This window comes from Azospirillum sp. A1-3, assembly GCF_023806445.1.
Taxonomy (GTDB): Bacteria; Pseudomonadota; Alphaproteobacteria; order Azospirillales; family Azospirillaceae; genus Azospirillum.
On record NZ_JAMSLU010000007.1, the window covers coordinates 588,785 to 606,539 of the forward strand.

At 65.9% G+C, this 17,755-nt stretch carries 15 protein-coding genes and 1 pseudogene; 1 reads left to right on the forward strand and 15 read right to left on the reverse strand.

Going from position 1 to position 17,755, the window contains the following annotated elements:
• Positions 1–519: 519 nt before the first annotated feature.
• The 9 genes from M5E06_RS33040 to M5E06_RS33080 all read right to left on the reverse strand — a co-directional run bounded on the left by M5E06_RS33040 (position 520) and on the right by M5E06_RS33080 (position 11,518).
• Complete coding sequence (locus M5E06_RS33040) at positions 520–1,305, reverse strand: class I SAM-dependent methyltransferase (RefSeq protein ID WP_252141867.1); 786 nt, start codon at positions 1,303–1,305, stop codon at positions 520–522.
• Positions 1,302–2,615 carry a glycosyltransferase family 4 protein gene (locus M5E06_RS33045; protein WP_252141868.1) on the reverse strand — a complete coding sequence of 438 codons (1,314 nt, stop codon included), beginning with the start codon at positions 2,613–2,615 and terminating at the stop codon, positions 1,302–1,304. Before M5E06_RS33045 ends, M5E06_RS33040 begins: the two co-directional genes overlap by 4 nt.
• 9 nt (positions 2,616–2,624) lie before the next feature.
• Positions 2,625–3,554 carry a hypothetical protein gene (locus tag M5E06_RS33050; protein ID WP_252141869.1) on the reverse strand — a complete coding sequence of 310 codons (930 nt, stop codon included), beginning with the start codon at positions 3,552–3,554 and terminating at the stop codon, positions 2,625–2,627.
• A gap of 2 nt (positions 3,555–3,556) precedes the next feature.
• Positions 3,557–4,897 carry an HlyD family type I secretion periplasmic adaptor subunit gene (locus M5E06_RS33055; RefSeq protein ID WP_252141870.1) on the reverse strand — a complete coding sequence of 447 codons (1,341 nt, stop codon included), beginning with the start codon at positions 4,895–4,897 and terminating at the stop codon, positions 3,557–3,559.
• Positions 4,894–6,690, reverse strand: a complete 1,797-nt coding sequence (locus tag M5E06_RS33060) for a type I secretion system permease/ATPase (RefSeq protein WP_252141871.1) — start codon at positions 6,688–6,690, stop codon at positions 4,894–4,896. Before M5E06_RS33060 ends, M5E06_RS33055 begins: the two co-directional genes overlap by 4 nt.
• Positions 6,687–8,546: a glycosyltransferase family 2 protein gene (locus M5E06_RS33065; protein ID WP_252141872.1), complete on the reverse strand. Its 1,860-nt coding sequence runs from the start codon at positions 8,544–8,546 to the stop codon at positions 6,687–6,689. Before M5E06_RS33065 ends, M5E06_RS33060 begins: the two co-directional genes overlap by 4 nt.
• A 106-nt stretch (positions 8,547–8,652) precedes the next feature.
• Positions 8,653–9,714: a calcium-binding protein gene (locus M5E06_RS33070; protein WP_252141873.1), complete on the reverse strand. Its 1,062-nt coding sequence runs from the start codon at positions 9,712–9,714 to the stop codon at positions 8,653–8,655.
• 39 nt (positions 9,715–9,753) lie between these two features.
• Positions 9,754–10,194 (reverse strand): hypothetical protein, encoded by a 441-nt coding sequence (locus M5E06_RS33075; RefSeq protein WP_252141874.1) that lies wholly within the window; start codon positions 10,192–10,194, stop codon positions 9,754–9,756.
• A gap of 658 nt (positions 10,195–10,852) precedes the next feature.
• Positions 10,853–11,518: an RNA-guided endonuclease InsQ/TnpB family protein gene (locus tag M5E06_RS33080; RefSeq protein WP_353654386.1), complete on the reverse strand. Its 666-nt coding sequence runs from the start codon at positions 11,516–11,518 to the stop codon at positions 10,853–10,855.
• Between M5E06_RS33080 and tnpA the strand changes: the two are divergent.
• Positions 11,474–11,740: pseudogene (tnpA, locus tag M5E06_RS33085) on the forward strand (IS200/IS605 family transposase); the annotation flags it as partial. The gene M5E06_RS33080 and the pseudogene tnpA overlap by 45 nt on opposite strands.
• A gap of 76 nt (positions 11,741–11,816) precedes the next feature.
• On the opposite strand, the gene M5E06_RS33090 reads toward tnpA, so the two are convergent.
• The 6 genes from M5E06_RS33090 to M5E06_RS33110 form a co-directional block, all read right to left on the reverse strand.
• Positions 11,817–12,884 carry a hypothetical protein gene (locus M5E06_RS33090; protein ID WP_252141876.1) on the reverse strand — a complete coding sequence of 356 codons (1,068 nt, stop codon included), beginning with the start codon at positions 12,882–12,884 and terminating at the stop codon, positions 11,817–11,819.
• A gap of 341 nt (positions 12,885–13,225) precedes the next feature.
• The gene (locus tag M5E06_RS33095; protein WP_252141877.1) at positions 13,226–13,423 is read right to left on the reverse strand and encodes a hypothetical protein; all 198 of its coding nucleotides are present in this window, start codon (positions 13,421–13,423) and stop codon (positions 13,226–13,228) included.
• Positions 13,396–13,503 (reverse strand): hypothetical protein, encoded by a 108-nt coding sequence (locus tag M5E06_RS35995; RefSeq protein WP_353654387.1) that lies wholly within the window; start codon positions 13,501–13,503, stop codon positions 13,396–13,398. Before M5E06_RS35995 ends, M5E06_RS33095 begins: the two co-directional genes overlap by 28 nt.
• 352 nt (positions 13,504–13,855) lie before the next feature.
• On the reverse strand, positions 13,856–14,335 hold the full coding sequence (locus M5E06_RS33100; RefSeq protein WP_252141878.1) for an Ivy family c-type lysozyme inhibitor: 480 nt from the start codon (positions 14,333–14,335) through the stop codon (positions 13,856–13,858).
• Positions 14,336–14,445: 110 nt separating this feature from the next.
• Positions 14,446–15,084 (reverse strand): hypothetical protein, encoded by a 639-nt coding sequence (locus tag M5E06_RS33105; RefSeq protein WP_252141879.1) that lies wholly within the window; start codon positions 15,082–15,084, stop codon positions 14,446–14,448.
• Positions 15,085–15,652: 568 nt separating this feature from the next.
• Entirely contained in the window at positions 15,653–17,722 is a 2,070-nt protein-coding gene (locus tag M5E06_RS33110; RefSeq protein WP_353654389.1) for a calcium-binding protein, read from the reverse strand.
• Between the last annotated feature and the right edge of the window lie 33 nt (positions 17,723–17,755).

The window sequence follows — 17,755 nt, forward strand, 5'->3', positions numbered from 1 at the left end:
CTACGGCGCGCTCATGCGCGAACGCGCAGAGGAGTGCGGTGGGACGCCCCTCCGGCGCTGCTGTCGATCTTGACCGAAGCCCAAGGAAACCATGACCGACTCACCACTCCCTGCGTGCCCGTCCCGCTGTTTAAGAGGATGCGGGTCTCCGGCCTTTTGGCAGCTCCCCACCACCCAGGCCGACGGCCCAGTGCACAGTGCCCTCCATCCTGCAGCGCCCTGGTTTTCACCGTCAGCACTGCCTGCGGGATGTGCCCTGAAATCGGCGCTCCCAGGCGTCAGTGGGGTGGCCATGGTCATTGGTCGAGTCTCTGGCTGGTTTCGGCGGCAAACCTGTTTGGCTGTCTGGACCCGCACAGTGACGCCATTCCCTTACATAGGCGTTAACCCGAATGGGAGAGATGTGTGACCATTCACCGGCAGGTGCCGGCCTGTTGCCCAGGCGCACCGTCATCACGGCCCAGCACGCCCCCAAACCCACCGCCCTCGCCGAGGGCGGCGGCGTATCGCCGCCCCGCCTCATGACGGCGCCCCACCCGCTGCGGCCTCGGCGGAACGCAACAGCGCCACGTCCTGGAAGGTCAGCCCGCTGGCGTCGCCAGACCAGCGACCACGGTGGAGTTGGGCCACCGTCAGCCCGGCGGCAGCGGCCTCGGCGGACAACCACGCCCGGCCATAGGCGACCGCCGCCGTCGGCACACCGGTGAGGGTGTCGTAGAACGCCCCATCGGCTCCCACAGCAAAACGCAGCCGCGCATCGGCCTCCGGCGGCGTCTCCTCCCCATCGAGCAGGAACCAGGTGCTGAAGCAGCGCCCGCCCGGCGCCAGCACGCGGGCGATCTCGCGCAGGTACCAGCGGGTCTCGAGCGCGCTCAGATGGGTGAACACCGAGGTCAGGACCACCAGATCGACAGTTCCATCCTCCACCGGCCAGCGCAGGCCGGCCGCCGGCTGCGAACCGTTCGGATGGTAGAGCGGGTGGTGGGCATCGAGATGGGCGAAGGCGAAGCCAGGGTGCAAAGGGGCGACATGGCGCTGGCACCAGGCGATGCCGGCAGCGCTGACGTCAAAGCCGAGATAGCGCCCGTCGGGCCCGAGATGACCGGCCAGCGGCACGGCGATGCGGCCGACGCCGCAGCCGACATCCAGTACCCGTTCGCCCGCCGCGAGGCCGCCGACAGCAATCAGATGGCCGAGGAACTCCGCGCCAATGGCCCGGAAGTCGCCGTCGCCGACACAGTGCAGCTCAGGCGGCGGCAGCGGCGCCTCCGGTGTTCCAAGGTTGCGCTCGATGATCGCCGTCACAGGCTGGCCTCCGCCATCACGTGCGCCGGGGACGTCCGGCGGCGCGGGGTCTGATAGAGCGCCAAATGCGCATCAGCACAGGCGGCGATATCCCAGGGCTCTGGTGCGGCGGCGCTGAGCCGCTGCCACAGCCCGGGCTCGCTCATGCAGGCCAGCATCCGCTCGGCCAGAGCGCTCGCATCGCCGGGGGCAAAGTGCAGACCATTGACCCCGTCGGCGACCGCCTCGGCCATGCCGCCGATGCCGCTGCACAGCACCGGCCGGCGGTGGCGGAAGGCCTCGTCTATCACCAAGGGTGCATTTTCCCACCACACCGACGGCACCACCACCCAGTCGACCGCCGCCATCAGCGCCGGCACCTCGTCCGGGGCATAGGCTCCGGCCTGGCGCACTCGGACGGTGGCGGTGGCGCGCAGCGCATCGATGGCTGCACCGAGCTCCGCGACGAAGGCGTCGGTCTGGAACAGCGGCGCGCCATGCAGGGTGAGGGAGAAGGGCTGGCGTGTGCGCTGGGCGACCAGACGGGCCGCCTCCAACGCCACCAGCGTTCCCTTCATCGGGCTGATGTTGCCGAACACGGCAAAGGCCGGCTCGCTGGCCCGCGCGTCGGCGGACCGCACCGGCGCTGGTGCCGATGGCGGTCGGCCGTTGCGGATCACGCTGAGGCGCGCCGGGTCGATCCCCCAGCTGCGGTGGCGCTCGGCGGCAAAGCGGCTGGGGGCGATGAACTGGTCGATGAGCCCGAAATGGCGCTGGATGTAGAGCTCGCGCAAGCGGAACTCCATGCGCGCGATGTCGGGAAAGCAGCGCTGGCAGGCATCGGGCGACGCCTGCCGGCACAGCGCCGACGGCCTCGCGGCGGTGGCCGGTGTCACCATCAGCCCGTCATTGTGGCAGATCGCGTGGTAGTCATGCAGCGTCAAGACCAGCCGCGCCTTGGGCACGGCGCGGCGGATCATGGCGAAGGCCTCCACCCCGACAAGCAGGCTGTGGTGGGCATGCACCACATCCGGCTTGACGGCGCGCACCAGCCGCTCCAGCTCGGGCAACACGCCATGGGTGTCGATCTGCGAGAGAAGGAAGCGGTCGAAGCCGCCGGTCCACATCAGCATCTCGCGCGCGCTGCGCCCGATGGTCTGGAACGGGGTGCCCGGGCTCGGTTGGCGCTGAAGGGCGCTGGTTCCAGCCAAAAACAGCGCCTCGACCTTGGGCCGCCGGTTCATCTCCAAGAACAGGTCGTGGGCGAAGATCTCGGTGCCGCCGGGATGGAACTGCGGGTGGTTGTGCGCGAGGTAGAGGATTTTGGTCACAGCAAACTCTCATCCCAGAACAAGGCGGCCGAACAGCCACACACCGGCCGCTGCCCCCAGGAAGCCGGCGACCAGCGCCACCATGGCCAATCGCAGCAGCTCGCGGCGCAGCCGGCTTTGCAGCTCGGTCAGATCCTCGCGGCGCACCGTGTGCTTCAAGGCCTCATCGGTGCGCAGCAAAAAGCCTTCCATCTGGGCGATGGCGCCTGCGGTGGCCTCGGCCGTTTCGGCCAGCCGGGCATGCAAGCCATCGGTGCGCTCGGTCAGCCGGTTGTCGAGATGGCCGGTGATCTTGCCAGCCCACAGCCGGAAGCCCTTGCCGAGATGGGGCAGCACCGGGTCGGGAGCCCGGGTCTGCTGCAGCTCCTGCTGAAGCAGCAATCCCAGCTGCACCGACTGGGTGACGGAGGCCTCCACCCCGGCGATGCGCTGGGCCAGCGCCAGCACCACGGCGGTCAGCGCCTGGTGGGGATCGGAGGCCACCGCTTCGGCCTGGGCCACCCGGGCCGAGCGCGGCAAGGCCACGCTGGTGGCATGGAAGCACAGGTGGAAGCCGGCGGGATGGGCGTTGCGCAGCTCCGCCGGCAAATCCCAGGCAAAGGCATGGCGGCCGTCACCGTCGCCGTCGAGCCCGGCCAGACGGTTGAGCCCGACCAGATCGTCGCGGAAGCGGTCGGCGCAGACCGTCTCGACCAGCTGGCCGGCATGGTAGACGTCGATCAGCACCCGGCGGTCGGGATCGCTGCGGTCCCAGGCCCAGCCATAGATGCGTCCGGCCTCGATCGCGTCGATCACCCCGTCGAGGGTTTCCGCCCGCCAGGCTGCCGCATCGAGGGCTTCGGCATCGAGGGTCGCGGCCGCGAGCGGGGCGGCGACAGCCTCGGCCGTGGCCACAGGGTCCGGCTGCGAGGACGAGGGGGGGCGTGTGCCGTCGGGCATGGTCATTTCTCCCGCATGGCGTGGGCAAAGCCGTCGGTGATCGGCGACAGCAGATAATCGAGTGCGCTGCGCTCGCCGCGGATGATCAGCGCATCAACCGGCATGCCGGGGGTGAGCTGGATGTCGGGATGCTGGTTCAGCTCGGCCGGATCAAGCCGCAGCCGCGCCACGTAATAGGGGGTGCCGGCCGGATCGACCAGGCGGTCGGCCGACACATCGATCACGGTGGCGGCGATGGTCGGCGTGGTGCGACGCTTGAACGCCACCAGGCGGACCCGGGCGGCGAGGCCCTGGTGCACGCTGTCGATGTCGAGCGGGTTGACGCGGGCATCCACCACCAGCGGGTCTTGCTCCGGCACCATGTCGAGCAGCGGCTCGCCGGCGCGGATGACGCCACCGACAGTGAAGACCTGGAGATTGACGACGATGCCGTCTTGCGGTGCGGTGACGGCAAGGCGCCGCAGCACATCCTCCAGCCCGACCAGCCGCTGCGCCAGATCGGCCAGCTCCTTGTCGACCACCTCCAGCTCCTGGGCGATCTCCTTCTGGCGCACGGCGTTCAGATCGGCGATCTGGGCGGCAACGGTGTCGCCCGCCTCGCGGTTGCGCGCGACGCGGCCGCGCAGATCGGCCAGCCGGCCCTGGAGCTCGGCCTCGGTGCGCTCGAGCGCCAGCACGCGCGGCTTGGGCACCAGCCCCTTGGCCAGCAGCATGCGGGTGTCGCCGATCTCCTCCCGGATTTTCTGGAGCTGCTGCAGCAAGGCGGTCTCCTGCTCCAGCAAGGCGGCGCTGTCGACCTCCAGATCGGCCAGGGCCTGGCGCTTGACGGCGATCGCGCTGGCCTGGGCCTCCCGGCGGGCCTTGAAGGTCCAGCGCTGGGTGGCGAGCAGCCGGGCCACCTCCGGGTCGTGCTCGAGTGCCAGCAGGGCTGCGGGGAAGCGCAGTGTCGCCTCGTCGGCGGCTTCCGCGCGCAGCCGGGACTGGCGGGCCAAGCCGGCGCGCTGCTGGCCCAGCGTCAGGTCATAGCTGGCCCGGGCCTGGGTGTCGTCGAGCTCGATCAGCACATCGCCGGCCCGCACCCGGTCGCCATTGGCCACCCGCACCCGTTTGACGATGCCGCCCTCCAGATGCTGGACCGTCTTGCGGTGGCTTTCCACCGACACCACCCCGGGAGCGACCGCGGCACTGTCGAGCTTCGCCCAGGCTGCCCAGCTGACGAAGCCGCCAAAGCCAACGACGATGGTGACCAGGGCAACGGTGAGGCTGCGGCCAAGGACGGGAGCCGGCGGCAAGGCCGGGATGGCGGAGCGGTGCGCCCGCAGCGGCGGTGACGGCAGGGTCATGAGGCGCTCCCGGCGGCGCGGGCCACCAGCTTGGGCTCCCCGGCGGCTTTGGTTTCAGCGGCGGGCAGAGCCACCACCGCCGCGTCCTTGGCCGGCCCTCTGGTCGTCTCCGGCGCGTGGTTGGCGAGCAGGGCGGTTGCCTGGGATGGGCTGACAACTCCCTCGATGATGCCGTCGCGCATCACCGCGACCTTGTCGAGGGCGGTGAGCAGACGGGGATGGTGGGTGATCACCACAACGGTGCAGCCGCGCTGCTTGGCCTCGATCACCGTGCGCACCAGGGCGTCCTCGCCGGCGGCGTCGAGGTTGGCGTCGGGCTCATCCAGCACCAGCAGGCTCGGCTCGCCGAACAGGGCGCGGGCGAGCGCCACGCGCTGGCGCTGGCCGCCTGAGAGCGCATAGCCGGTGCTGCCGATGTCGGTGTCATAACCGTGCGGCAGACGCCCGATCATCTCGTGGATGTGGGCCCGCTTGGCAGCAGCCACCACCGTCAGCGGATCGGCCTCGCTCATGCGGGCGATGTTCTCACGCACCGTGCCGTCGAGCAGGCTGACCGATTGGGGAAGATAGCCGACATGGGCGCCGAAATTCTCGCGGTTCCACAAGGAAACATCGTGCCCGTCGAGCCGCACCGCCCCGCTGCTCGGCTGCCAGACGCCGACCAGCAGGCGGGCGAGCGTCGACTTTCCGGATGCCGAGGGGCCGATGATGCCGACCGCCTCGCCGGGGGCGATGAACAGCGACACGCCCTTCAGCACCGCGCGGTTGAGGCCGGGCGGCACATAGACGACGCGGTCGATCTCCAGGATGCCGTCGGGCCGCGGCAACTCCATGGTCGAGCGGCCAGCGCCGCGGTCGGCCAGCAGGCTCCGCAGCCGGCGCTGGGCGGCCAGGGCTGCGGCCCAGCGCCGCCAGTCGCTGATGATGTGCTCGAAGGGAGCCAGGGCGCGCGCCACGATGATGCTGGCGGCAAACAGGCTGCCGGGCGAGGCCAGATTGTCCACCACCAGCGACACGCCCACCGCCATCGCCCCGATCTGGATGGCCATCCGCACCAGCCGCGACACCGCCCCCAGCGCGGTTGCCCGGCGCAGGCTGACGTCAGACAGGCAGTTGGCCTCCTCGGTGGCGGCGAGCCAGCGCCGGGTCAGCGGCTGGGCCATGCCCATGGCATCGATCACCTCGGCATGGCGCAACGCGCCCAGCAACGCCTCGGTGGCCGCCAGGGTGGCCGTCTCGGTGTCGCGCCGCGAGCGGCGGGTGGCGAATTCGGTGGCCAACGCCAGGACGATCAGGACGGCGGCGCTGGCGACGGCCACCACGCCATAGGCGGGATGGAAGGCGAACAGCACGGCAAAGAACAGCGGCGACCACAACAGCTCCAACGCCGAGGTTGCCGCATTGCCGCCGATGAACAGCTTGAGCTCCTGGATGTCGCGCAGGCCCTGGGTGCCGGCTTTGCCGCGCAGGGTTTGCGCGATGATCGCCTCGATGGCATCCAGCCCGAGCCGCTGGCCGAGCCAGGTGGCGAGCTTCTGATAGATGCGAATGCGGCAATAATCGAGAATGGCATAGAGCGTCAGCCCGCCCAGCGCGATCACGGTCAGCGCCATCAGGGTGCTGAGGCTGTGGCTCGACAGCACGCGGTCATAGACCTGCATCATGTAGAGCGGCACGATCAGCAGGCCGATGCTGGTGAACAGGCTGATGGCGACGGCCAGGCCCATGCCGGGCAGGCAGCGCCGCAGCGCCTCATCCAGGGGGCTGGCGGTCGCGCTGGCGGGTTGGGTCATCGGGCCGGGCTCCTGGAGGCAAAGGCCGCCTCGATCCGAGCGATGTCCGCGGCCCAACGGCCATGGTGCAGGCGTCGGTTGTAATGGCAGGCGGCTGTGCGGTGATAGGCCGCGTGCTCGCGGATCGACTGGCGTTCCATGTGATAGAGCTCGACATCGGCTGCATAGCGGCAGTCACCGCCGGCGGCGCGGATTTTCAAGCAGAAGTCGCTGTCCTCGTAATCGCCGATGACATAGTCCTCGCACATGCCGCCGACCTGCTCGAAGCTGGTGCGGTGGACCGCCAGACAGGCGCCGGTGACCGCGGGGACCGAACGGCTGCGGCGGGCCGGCGCATAATCACGCGGGTAGCCCTTGTGGTAATGGCGGTTGTACCATTCCCCCTGCTCATCCTGGGCCCAATGCAGCCCGGCATGCTGGAGCGAGTCGTCGTCGAACAGGAGCTTGGCCCCGACCACGCCGCCCGGGGTGCGGTCGAGGTGGCGGTGCAGCCGGGGCAGCCAGGCCGTCGGCTCGACCAGCGGGATGACATCGGAGTTGAGCAGCAGCAGCCGCGCCGCACTGGAGGCGGCAACCCCGCTGTTGATCGCGGCGGCGAAGCCGAAATTGCGGGTGTGGACGACCAGCTGAAGGGGAAGGCCGAAGGCGCGGTGGAGGCCGAGCAGCGTGTGCTCGAGCTGGTCGGCCTGCTCGGGCGAGTCGAGCACATAGACGATCTCAGCCGCGGCCAGGGCGGGGTCGAGCGCAAAGGCGGCGATCTGATGGCGCAGGAAGGTCAAGTTGCGATAGAGCGGCACGATCACCGACCAGGCCGGCCTTGCGGGCGGAACGCCCATCTGGCGGATCGCCGCCACCCGGGGCCCCTGGCGATGGATGGTCTGCAACACCGCCAGAGCCGGAGCGAGCGTGGCGTCGAGCAGCGCTGTCCCGCCAGGCCCGGCCAACGCCTCCACCGGGATCGAGCGCAGCAGCAAATCGCGCTGGTCGCTGGCCGACAGCGGCGGCTGGGCAGGAACCAGCGCGATGCTGTGGCCACCCGACAGGCGGGCGGTGAGCGTCAGCTGGGTGCCGGTGCCGGGGTCGCGCGTCGGCTGGGAGCGGGCGAACAGCAGACGCTGGCCTGGGTGGGCCGGATCAGGATGGCTGTGGCAGGACAGCGCGACGCTGGTGCCGAAGGCGGTGGTGGCGCTGAGGCCGGCCAGCATGGCAAGCGGGTCGCGCAGCCAGCCTTTGACGACGACGCTGCCATCGGGCAAGGGCAGCGCGTAATCGACGCCGATGCCAAAGGGGTGGTCGGGGGAGGATTTTTGCGGGTCAGCGTTGGCCAGCACCGGCCGGCGATGGAGGCGTTCGGCCTCGAGCAGGGCTCGTGCGGCATCCGGGGCGGCGGGGAGGAATGGTTTGAGCGCGCGCAGCCAGTCGCCGACGGCCTGCGCCGCGACCGCGCCGCGACCGATGCGCGCCAGCACGGCCGCCAACCGGGAGACGGGGGCGGGAGGGCGGAGACGGACCAGCCGCACCTGGTGGCGGTCGGTGAGGACGGCGATGCTCAGCCGGTCGGATGGAACCGGGCTGTCGAGCAGGCACTCCAGGTGCGGCTGGCCGTCAAGCAGGCGCAGCCGGGGCGGCCAGGTCAACCGGCGCACCCGCCCGGGTGCGATCAGCCAGCCCATGGTGGCGGCGGTGTTCGCCGGCCAGGGCGCATGCCACAGGCTGAAGCCGGTGCCGAGCGCAACGCCCCCCGCCACCGTCTGGTTGGCCGCGGGCAATTGGGGCAACAGGCTGAGACACGGGGTGTCCGCACCGCCGCGCGCCGCAGCCTCCAAAGCGGTCAGCACCTGGCGATCGAGAGGCAAAGGCGCATCCAAGACGGCGGCATCAGACATGGCAGAGCGTTTCACGTAAAAGAACAAAGGCCGGCACCGGCCACGGGGTGGCGCCCGTGGTCGGTGCCGGATTCTGTCAGACGATGCGGATGAAGGTGTCGATGTTGGCGCGCAGCGCATCCTCCGACACGCCTTGCAGCGTGACCGAGGCGCCCTGGCCAAGCGCGATCACCGCGCTGCCCGATGCATCATGCGAGATCAGCGGCAACAGGTCGGTCGGGTGGGTGATGGTCAGATTGTTGATGTTGGGCGCAATCTGCAGCACATCGCCCGACTGGAAGTCGGTGATGACGTCAGCACCGCCTTCGCTTTTGATGACGAAGACGTCGTTGCCCGAGCCGCCGGTGAGGACGTCGTTGCCGCGATCACCCGACAGCGTGTCGTTGCCGAGATCGCCGGACAGCCGGTCGTCGCCCTGCCCACCAAAAAGCAGATCGTCGTTCTGGCCGCCATGCAGCGTGTCAGACCCGGTGTTGCCGAACAGCACGTCATTGCCGGCGTTGCCGTACAGGGCATCGTCGCCGAGATCGCCGTTCAGCGTGTCATTGCCGGTCTCACCGAACAGGTGGTCGTTGTCGCGGCCGCCATAGGCGATGTCATTGCCCTCACCGCCGGTGATGGTGTCAGCGCCTTGGTTGCCGAAGAAGACGTCGTCGCCCTCGGTCGACCAGATGGAGTCATTGCCCTCGCCACCGATGATGGTGTCGTCGCCGAGGCCACCGCCGACCACATCGTCGCCGGTCCCGCCATCGACCAGATCGTTGCCCTCACCGCCGGTGAGCACGTCAGAGCCGGCACCACCGTCGAGCATATCGGAGCCAGCCCCACCCAGGACATGGTCCGAGCCGGTGCCCCCCAGCACCGTGTCGGCACCGGCACCGCCGGTGATGTTGCTGTTGGTGCCGGTGACCACCAACAGGCTGTTGTTGGTGTTGGACAGGTCGATGGTGGCGTTGTCGGCACTGGCCTTGAGCACATGATCGGTCGACGCAGCCGTGTAGCTGGACCCGCTCACAACCGAGACGTTGTTTTCGCTCAGATTCAACCGATCCAGGATCGCCGAGACGATGTCCGCCTGACGGGTGGAAACCCCTATGTTGGTGGTCGTGTCGAATAATCCACCAGGAATGGTTGCCATTACTTTTCTTCCCCCAAACAAGTGCTTGGTGAAACGAGTTCACCGGTTGTTGGCAAAAGCGATCATCGACGGAGCTCCCGTTACTTGCCGCTCCATCGTCTCCACGTCTGCCACGAAGTTTTTGACCGCCTGTTCCAGCTGGGCAGACGGCTGGAAATGTGTGGTTCGCTTGTCCAGTCCGGCCTGCAGCGTGATCCATCCCTCGCTGGCCAGCCTTTGCACCCGCGCCTTGAGGGCTCGATAGGAAATTCTCTGGTTGGCACGAATGAATTTGTAGCCAAACGGGTGGCCGTCATGCCATGCCTGATGGACTTTGCAGAGAAAGACAGCATCGTCCAAGCTCAAGCGTGTAAACACGCGAGCCGCAATAGCGCTCATCTGGAGATAGCGATCAAGCAGGTCTGTGCATTTGCTTGTGTCTTCGACAGGCCTGTCACACCAATGCACAGAGTTACTGCCAGCTGGTTCATTCGCCATCATCCTCAAGCTCACTTCCAGCGCCGCCTCAGCCCCGCCGCTCCGCAAGATGGTTGGGTGGATCGCTCCGTCCCTCGCCTTTTGGATTAGGTAGTACAGGTTACCGCACTTGCGCAACAAAAGAATGCTACAGAAAGTCACTTAAAATTTTATGTTTCAATATTGAAATCAAAAATTTTTGATGGTCCCCAAATATCTCTCTAAGAGAACAGGATGGCATTGCATACTATGATATGCGCGAAGCACCGCTGCCTCAGTAAAATCTTAAAATTATTTCCAGTGAATTCATTTGTGTCCTCTTCCTATGAAGAAGGAGAAGACCGGACCCGCTTTATTTCGCAAAATGTGACAAATGGGTCCTTCAAATTCTTTAAGACACGCGCCACCCGGCCACCCATTGTGACGATTTGTGCGGTATTTTGCCACACACCGCCAGCGCAACGTCTGGTGGCCTTTCGCGGTCGGAGTCTGACCGTCCCTGCCCTCGACAAGTGCGGCGTTGCCGCTGGCAATGAACAGGGACGGCAACACAGGAGCAGGACGCTGGCGCGCCGACGCCCAAGGGGCCTGGACCGGTGGCGCTCTGCTGACATCCTCTCCGCCTTGACGGGCGGGGGGGGCCGGTGAGCCGCATCCTGCGGCCCTCCGGCTGGTTCCCGCGTCATTGGGCCGCTTGGGCGCGGTGCCTCTCGACAGGCTTCAACGCGCTGTCCGCGCGCCGGAGAATATTGGTCGCCGCGTTGGTATCGGCGTTGGCCCTGCGGCCACAACGCCCGCACACGAAGACGGCTTGGCTCGGCCGGTTGGCGGCCTCGACATGGTCGCAACAGGCGCAGGTCTGGCTGGTGTAGGCGGCGGGCACCTCCACCAGCCTGCCGCCGCGATCCGCCACCTTGTCGGCCAGCATGGTGCGGAACAAGCCCCATCCCTGATCGAGAATGGCCCGGTTCAGTCCCGCCTTCTGCCGGACCCGGCGGCCCGGCTCCGCGGCCGTGCCCGTCGCCGACGCAGACAGGCTCCGCACCGGCAACGCCTCCACACCGACCACACCGTGAGTCTTGGCGATGATCGTGCTGTGCTTGTGGAGAAAGTCCTTGCGGGCGTCGGCCACCCGCATCTGAATGCGCGCGATCCGGCGCACCGCCTTGCGGCGGTTGGTCGATCCGCGCGTCTTCCGCGCCAAGGCCCGCTGAGCCTTGCGGAGCGCCCGCAGCGCCTTTTGGCCGTGGTTGGCCGGGGCGATGCCGGTGCCGTCGCTGAGCGCGGCGAACACCGCCATGCCGAGTTCGGCGCCGACCTCATCGAGAGGGACGGCGCGGACGATCATGTGCACCTCCTCGTGAACCACCCGCCAAAAATGGCGGTCTCGACGCTGGTGAACAGCCTCAAAGGCGTGTCCAGCCGCCGCCTGCGCCAGAACCATCCGGCCTTGGTTCACCGCTACTGGAAGGGCGTCCTGTGGTCGCCCAGCGACTTCGCTTCGTCTTGCGGCGGGGCCCCGATCAGCATCATCCGCCACTACATCGAGCAACAGCGCACCCCCGGCTGAACCTGATGTCGGCGCGGACGCGCATCTGCGCCTATCTCCGGCCTGAACCCCGGAGCTTGCGGCGGTGAACTCCGGGTCAGGGCAAAGCGGAGGTCACCCAATTCAGCCCCCGCTGTGCCAGCCCATCAGCGGCCACGCCATCGAGGACCAGCATGTCGCCGTTGGCGACGATCACCGCATCGCCGCTCACCGTTCGCATCAGGCTGACTGGTGTCCCCAGCGGCAACGCGATGCGATCGCCCTCAGCCGGATTGAAATCCAGCACATGGTCGCACAGCGTGCCAGGGGTCAGGACGAACAGGTCGGCACCGGCGCCCCCAATCAAGCTGTCGAGCCCGGCATCGCCGAACAGCCAGTCGGCACCAGCGCCGCCCTCCAGCCGATCATCGCCTTGGCCGCCATAGAGCGTGTCTGCCCCGACGCCCCCAAGCAGCACGTCATTGCCGCGGTTGCCAAACAGCAGATCGGCGCCGGCATTGCCGAACAGATGGTCGTTGTCGGCACCGCCATACAGACGATCCTCTGCCTCGCCGCCCGACAACGTATCGGCGCCGGCATTGCCGAACAGCGTGTCGGCACCCGAGCTGCCGAGCATGTGATCACAGCCGCTCCCGCCCACGGCCAACCCTTGCGCGGTGATCCGGCGGTCAGGGCCATACAAGCTTTGCAACGCCGCAACATCGAGCGCCGCCGGCTGGTCGGGGGCGGCCATGCCGGCGGGGCGGACATAGCTCATGACGGTGAGTGTCTGGTCTCCACTCAATCCCAGCTGCTCTTGATGGGGGTGCGACAGCCCGAGCACATGGCCAAGCTCGTGCAGCACCATCCAGGCGCCATCCCCCGGAGGGACGTCCGGCACCCCAACAAAGCCACGGGTGATGGTGAGGGTGGTATCATCGGTCCAAAGTTCCGACCAAGCGAGTGCTGTGGCTGGAGCAGCCATCGTCGTCAGCGGCTTGATCTGAATGTCGGCCGCAGCAAGGTCCGCGACCTCGACGAATTCCAGGCCACAGGTCTCCGCCCACCGCGTCAGTGCTTGGGCAACCAGTGGACGCCATGCCGCCAGAGCTGGATCGATGGCGTAGCTGGGTTGCGGTTTGTTCCAGCGCCAACGCTCTGGGTAAAGGATGGCATCTGCCTCCATGGCGGCACTCCCTCACTGAGGTGTTCCCAGAACCGCACATGGCTTGATATCGTTACATTTAAAATAGTAACGAAGTATTGCCTCTTAAGTCATCACCAATATTTCATGGAAAAGCATGGAACACCCCCATTTATCCTGAGAGAACTTCTTCAAGAACCGGATGATATGCCCCTACCTCCATTGAAAAAACTTTCCGATCCAAGTCTCCACCTCCTTTCTCTTCCATCAAAAGCAACGGAGGTAGACATTGGAAATAAGGGCAAGCGGTTCAAAACAAATATGAGTTGATCCGGATCCCTCCTCAACAAAGAGTCCCGCCATTTGGCGCATGAGGGCTCGGCTCACTCCTCTGGATTGGCTGGAGGGGACATGCGCCGCGCTGCCCGGTCCGCTCCCTCATCGGCGCCGGCCTGGCCCTCGATGGAGCGCGTCAGCCCCTCAAGCGGCGCACCGCCAACGGACATCATGCAGGACGAGCGCGACCAGAGCGCGGGCTTGCTGTCCCAGTGCTTCACCTCGTCCGGGAACTCCGTCCGCAAGCGCGGCTTGTCCCAGTCTTCAGCGCGTTCACAAACTCAGACAAAGCGGTGGTCGGCGGCAGCGTGACGAGAAGGTGCACATGGGCTCTGGATCACGCTTACCGCTCCATGTCGCGGACGTGGTGCCGACAGCCTGGGATCCCTGGCAGGGAGCCTCGCCATGGCTGCACGCCCGATGAACCGCTTGCCGCCTTGCCCTTGTAGGCGTAGGGATGGTGGGAAAAGTGAAGAATGCGACCGTCGCTGCCCCTGCAGGCGCAGGAATGAACCCAACACTGACGACCTCGGTCTTGACCGGGCACGCCTCCCCTTGCACCCGCAGGGAAAGTCCAATTGCATTGACACTTCGAAGTGTCAGAGCCCTGGCTCCACAATTTCAAAGAACAGGAAGCCTACCTTCGCACCAACACTCCCAAGACCAGAGCGCTGCACTCAACGCATCCAGGTGACACCGCTTGGCGGCTTGCTTTCCATGTTAAAAGTTGGATTTTTAACATAGTCACGCAAACCGCTCGGAATATAATTGTATTGGCTATCTTTGGCGTAAATGATGCTCTTGCGCTTGTGGATTTGGCCGACGCGGACGCTGCCGTCGTAAACTTTTATCCAGATCGAGACGCCCTCTTCACCTCCTTGATGAGGTGCGTTGCCTTCCAGCACCAGACAGCCTTCGCGGTACTCAATCTCGCCGCGGACATCAAGATCTCTCTCAATCTGCGGCATGTTGGCCTTACCAACGACTTGAAGGAGGTTCTGTTTGACCATTGGATCGGCCAGCACAGCCTCATATTCACCGCTGCCAATGTACAGAGCCAAATGGGCCAATTTGCCCTTCACTCCGGTGACTGTCTCGGCAAAGGCAGCACCGCTGAGGGTTGTAACGACAGTGAGAGCAAGAACAAGATTTTTCATTTGCGATCCTTACAAACAGAAAAACTCTTTTGGAAAGAAGCAGGTGTTCTTTTTGTTCGCCAGTTAGGCGATCAATCCATACTCGCTTGCTGCACAAAGGACATTTGCGCTCAAAGACGGTTGAGTGTGCAGTGATTGAAGACCTTGATTGCTTCACCAGCTGTGCGGGTTGGCACTTCGACCATCACACCGCGGCTATCGTGGAGCGACATACTGGTTGAGTTGGCTAGGTTACGCATCAGTGCCGGTGCATCGAAGCTGCCGGGTGGCATCCAGGCGACATGCTCATCAACGGCCTGGAATCTCTGATGCAATTTCACACCGTTGTTAAACCTGACGATACCCTTGAAAATCGGAGCACTGGCGTTGAAGTGACGAGCCGTGGTGTCCAAGATCAGACGTAGGCCCTTGTCTTCACTGATCTGGAGGGTCACGCCATTGGGGGTGCCTGGAACTCCACCTGGAGTCCAATCCATGGCGCAGTAGCGAAAGGGTTTCTGGCCAGGTTTGCGCAGATCGGCGTAGATGACTTTCCAGCCCTCGGCGGTTTGTGTGAGCAGTTGTTCACCAGGCTTTAGGCCGCCGGTTTGCGAAGCCATCGGTGTGTTCGAGACGCTGCCTTGGCCGAGTATTTGGCCAATGGTCGGGCTGGTGGCGCGGTAGGATCCATCTGGATTGCGTTGGGTTTGGCAGGCGGCGAGCAGCAGGGTCATAACGGTGAGAGCAAAGACTTTTGAGTCGAAAATCATCAAAAGCATCCTAATTAAGCGTGTAGTGACGGCTGGCCCATCAAGCGTTGCTCAGCATAATGGCTGTTAGCTTAACTGGAACGCGGTTGGTTGCCGCAGGCACGCACTTCAAGTGGCTTAGCGCATCAATCGACCTTCCAGTTGTTTTGGTCCTTGTTGCGAGTTGAGGCGTTGGTATTGCCGCGCATGGTGGCCACTGACCCGAACGGCAACAACTCAGTCGTGAAGAGGGCGCAGAACGCCTATGCTCGACGGAGATTCCAGTGCCGGCCTGGAGCTGCGTTCAGTGGCAGACACCCATAGCCTCCCACCTGCCCATATGACCAGACGGGCAGGTGGGAACCAGACCAAACGGGTGTTTGGCTGGGATATCCCGGTGCTTCTCACCCAGCCCAGCCCGATGGTTCGGCCTGGAGGGCGACGCTGCCTCCAGTGCAGGAGTGCAGACCAGCTGTTGCACCGTGATGAAGGGGTGCAGAGCCTGGATGAAGCCCGAGCGGACCGAAACGGCATGGCGCGGCATGGCTCCAGGGCAGCTTGGTGGAGGTTGCCCTGGAGTTGACGGGGCTCAGCCGGTGACGAACCATCCAGTCTGAACGTCCTCGCGGCGAATGCCGCGCAAGACCACCTCATCGTCGCTGGAAAAGACGATCACCGCATTGCCGGCTCCATCACTGCGCAGGTTGTAGGCCTGGCCGGCCGCGAGCTGGATGCGGTCACCCTCGCCGGCGGCAAAGTCGGCGATCTCGTCCCGGCCGCTGCCGGCGGAGAAGCGGAACAGGTCAGCCCCGGCCCCGCCGCTCAGCGTGTCGTTGCCCAAATCACCGATCAGCACATCGTCACCGAGATCGCCGAACAGCAGGTCGTCGTCCCGCCCGCCATAGAGCGTGTCGGCCTCCTGGCCGCCATGCAGCGTGTCGGCCCCGGCATTGCCGAACAGCACGTCCGCCCCGGCGTTGCCGAACAGCTGGTCGCCGCTGGCGTCGGCCATGCTGCCGTCGGACAGCCCACCGGTGAGCACATCGTTGCCCTGGTCGCCGTTCAGCGTGTCGGAGCCCAGATCGCCCGACAGCCGGTCGTCGTCGCGTCCGCCATGGAGCAGGTCCTCTCCCTGGCCGCCGAACAGCGTGTCGGCGCCGGTGTTGCCGAACAGGACATCCTGGCCTGTGTTGCCGACGACAAGATCGTTGTCCCCGCCGCCGTACAGCATGTCGTTGTCTTCGCCGCCCTTGACCGTGTCGTTGCCGTCGTCGCCATAGAGCACGTCGTTGCCGGTCTTGGAACCGACAAAATCATCGCCGCTGCCGCCATGCAAGGTGTCGTCATCGGCACCGAGAATGATGGTCTGGTTGGCGCTATCGCCCCACACCATCTGCGAGCCGTCACCGCCGGTGACGGTGACCGCACCGATCACCGCGGCGAAATTGACGTTCTGCAGCTGGATGGCACTGCCCGTGGGCAGGCCGCGGGTGTCGATCACCAGGGCGGTCTGCGGCCCGCCGGCGGCAGCCGGGGTGCCGGTGATGACCAGCGGTGAGGTGGGGGCACTGGTGCTGCCGGGGGCGACGCTTGGCACGAGGGTCTGCACCAGCAACGGTGTGCTGGCCGACAGCCCGCCGAGGAAGCCGGAGCCGCCGCCGGTGAGCTGGTTCTGGTCGCCCGAGCCGGCGGTGGTGTGGGCCTTGATCTCGCGGATCAGGTCGGTCAGCGAGCTGCCGGCCGCCTTGGGTGTGGCGGTGCCGGAGGCCTGCAGACCATAGCCGGTCGGCAGCTGGGCGCTCAGCAGGCTGGTGCCGCCGCTGCTCACCAGCGGAATGTCGGCCACCGTGTTGTTGCCGACCTGCTCGGCGCGCGTATTGGTGACCACCGGGATGCTGACGGTGGTCGAGCTGGTGCCGTCGCCATTGTTGGTCGTGCCGGTGGTGACCGTCACGCCATCCATCGTCTCCGTGCGTCCCCCGCTACTGCCCGCTCCTCCGCCATCATTGGAGGAAGGGGCCAGGATGATTGTTAACCCGGCGGTGTCACTGCTCGCGGAAAAGGCAGTGCCAGAGGTGCTGTCCGTCATATTGCCGGCGCTACCGCCGGTCTGGTCCCATGCCTTGAAGGTGATCGCGTTGGTCAGCGTCATCGCGCTGCCGCCACTTGGCTTGTAGTACAGCCGGTCTGTCGGGCGCAGCAGCAATGCGGAGATCAAGCTGACCGGTCCAACGCTGTCCCAAAGGAAGGTGTTCGAGCCGTTGTTGATGCCCTTGTACCAGATGCCGCCCTCGGACGTGTCGAGCGCAGTGATCGCCACTCCGGTTACAGCGCCGCTGTCGGCATCGGAGACGTTGGTGCCAATAGCCACCAGCGACGACACCAGCGTGCCGACCGCGCCGCTGGGCATTCCGGCGTTGTGGTCGATGCTGCCCAGCGTCACCAGGGTGTCGCTCAGTACCGGTGCATCATTGGCGGCGGAGATGGAGATGTCGAGCGTCTTGCTGTCGGATTCGCCAGTTCCGTCCGAGACCGTGACGGTGAAGCTCTCCGAAGCGTCACTGCTGCGTGCGTTGATCGCACTACTGTTTGGCACATATGCGTATTTGCCGGTCGCGCTCTCGACATAGAGCGTGCCGTAGGTACCGGCCTTCGAGATGTCATAAGTGACACCATTGTCCGTGAAGCTGGC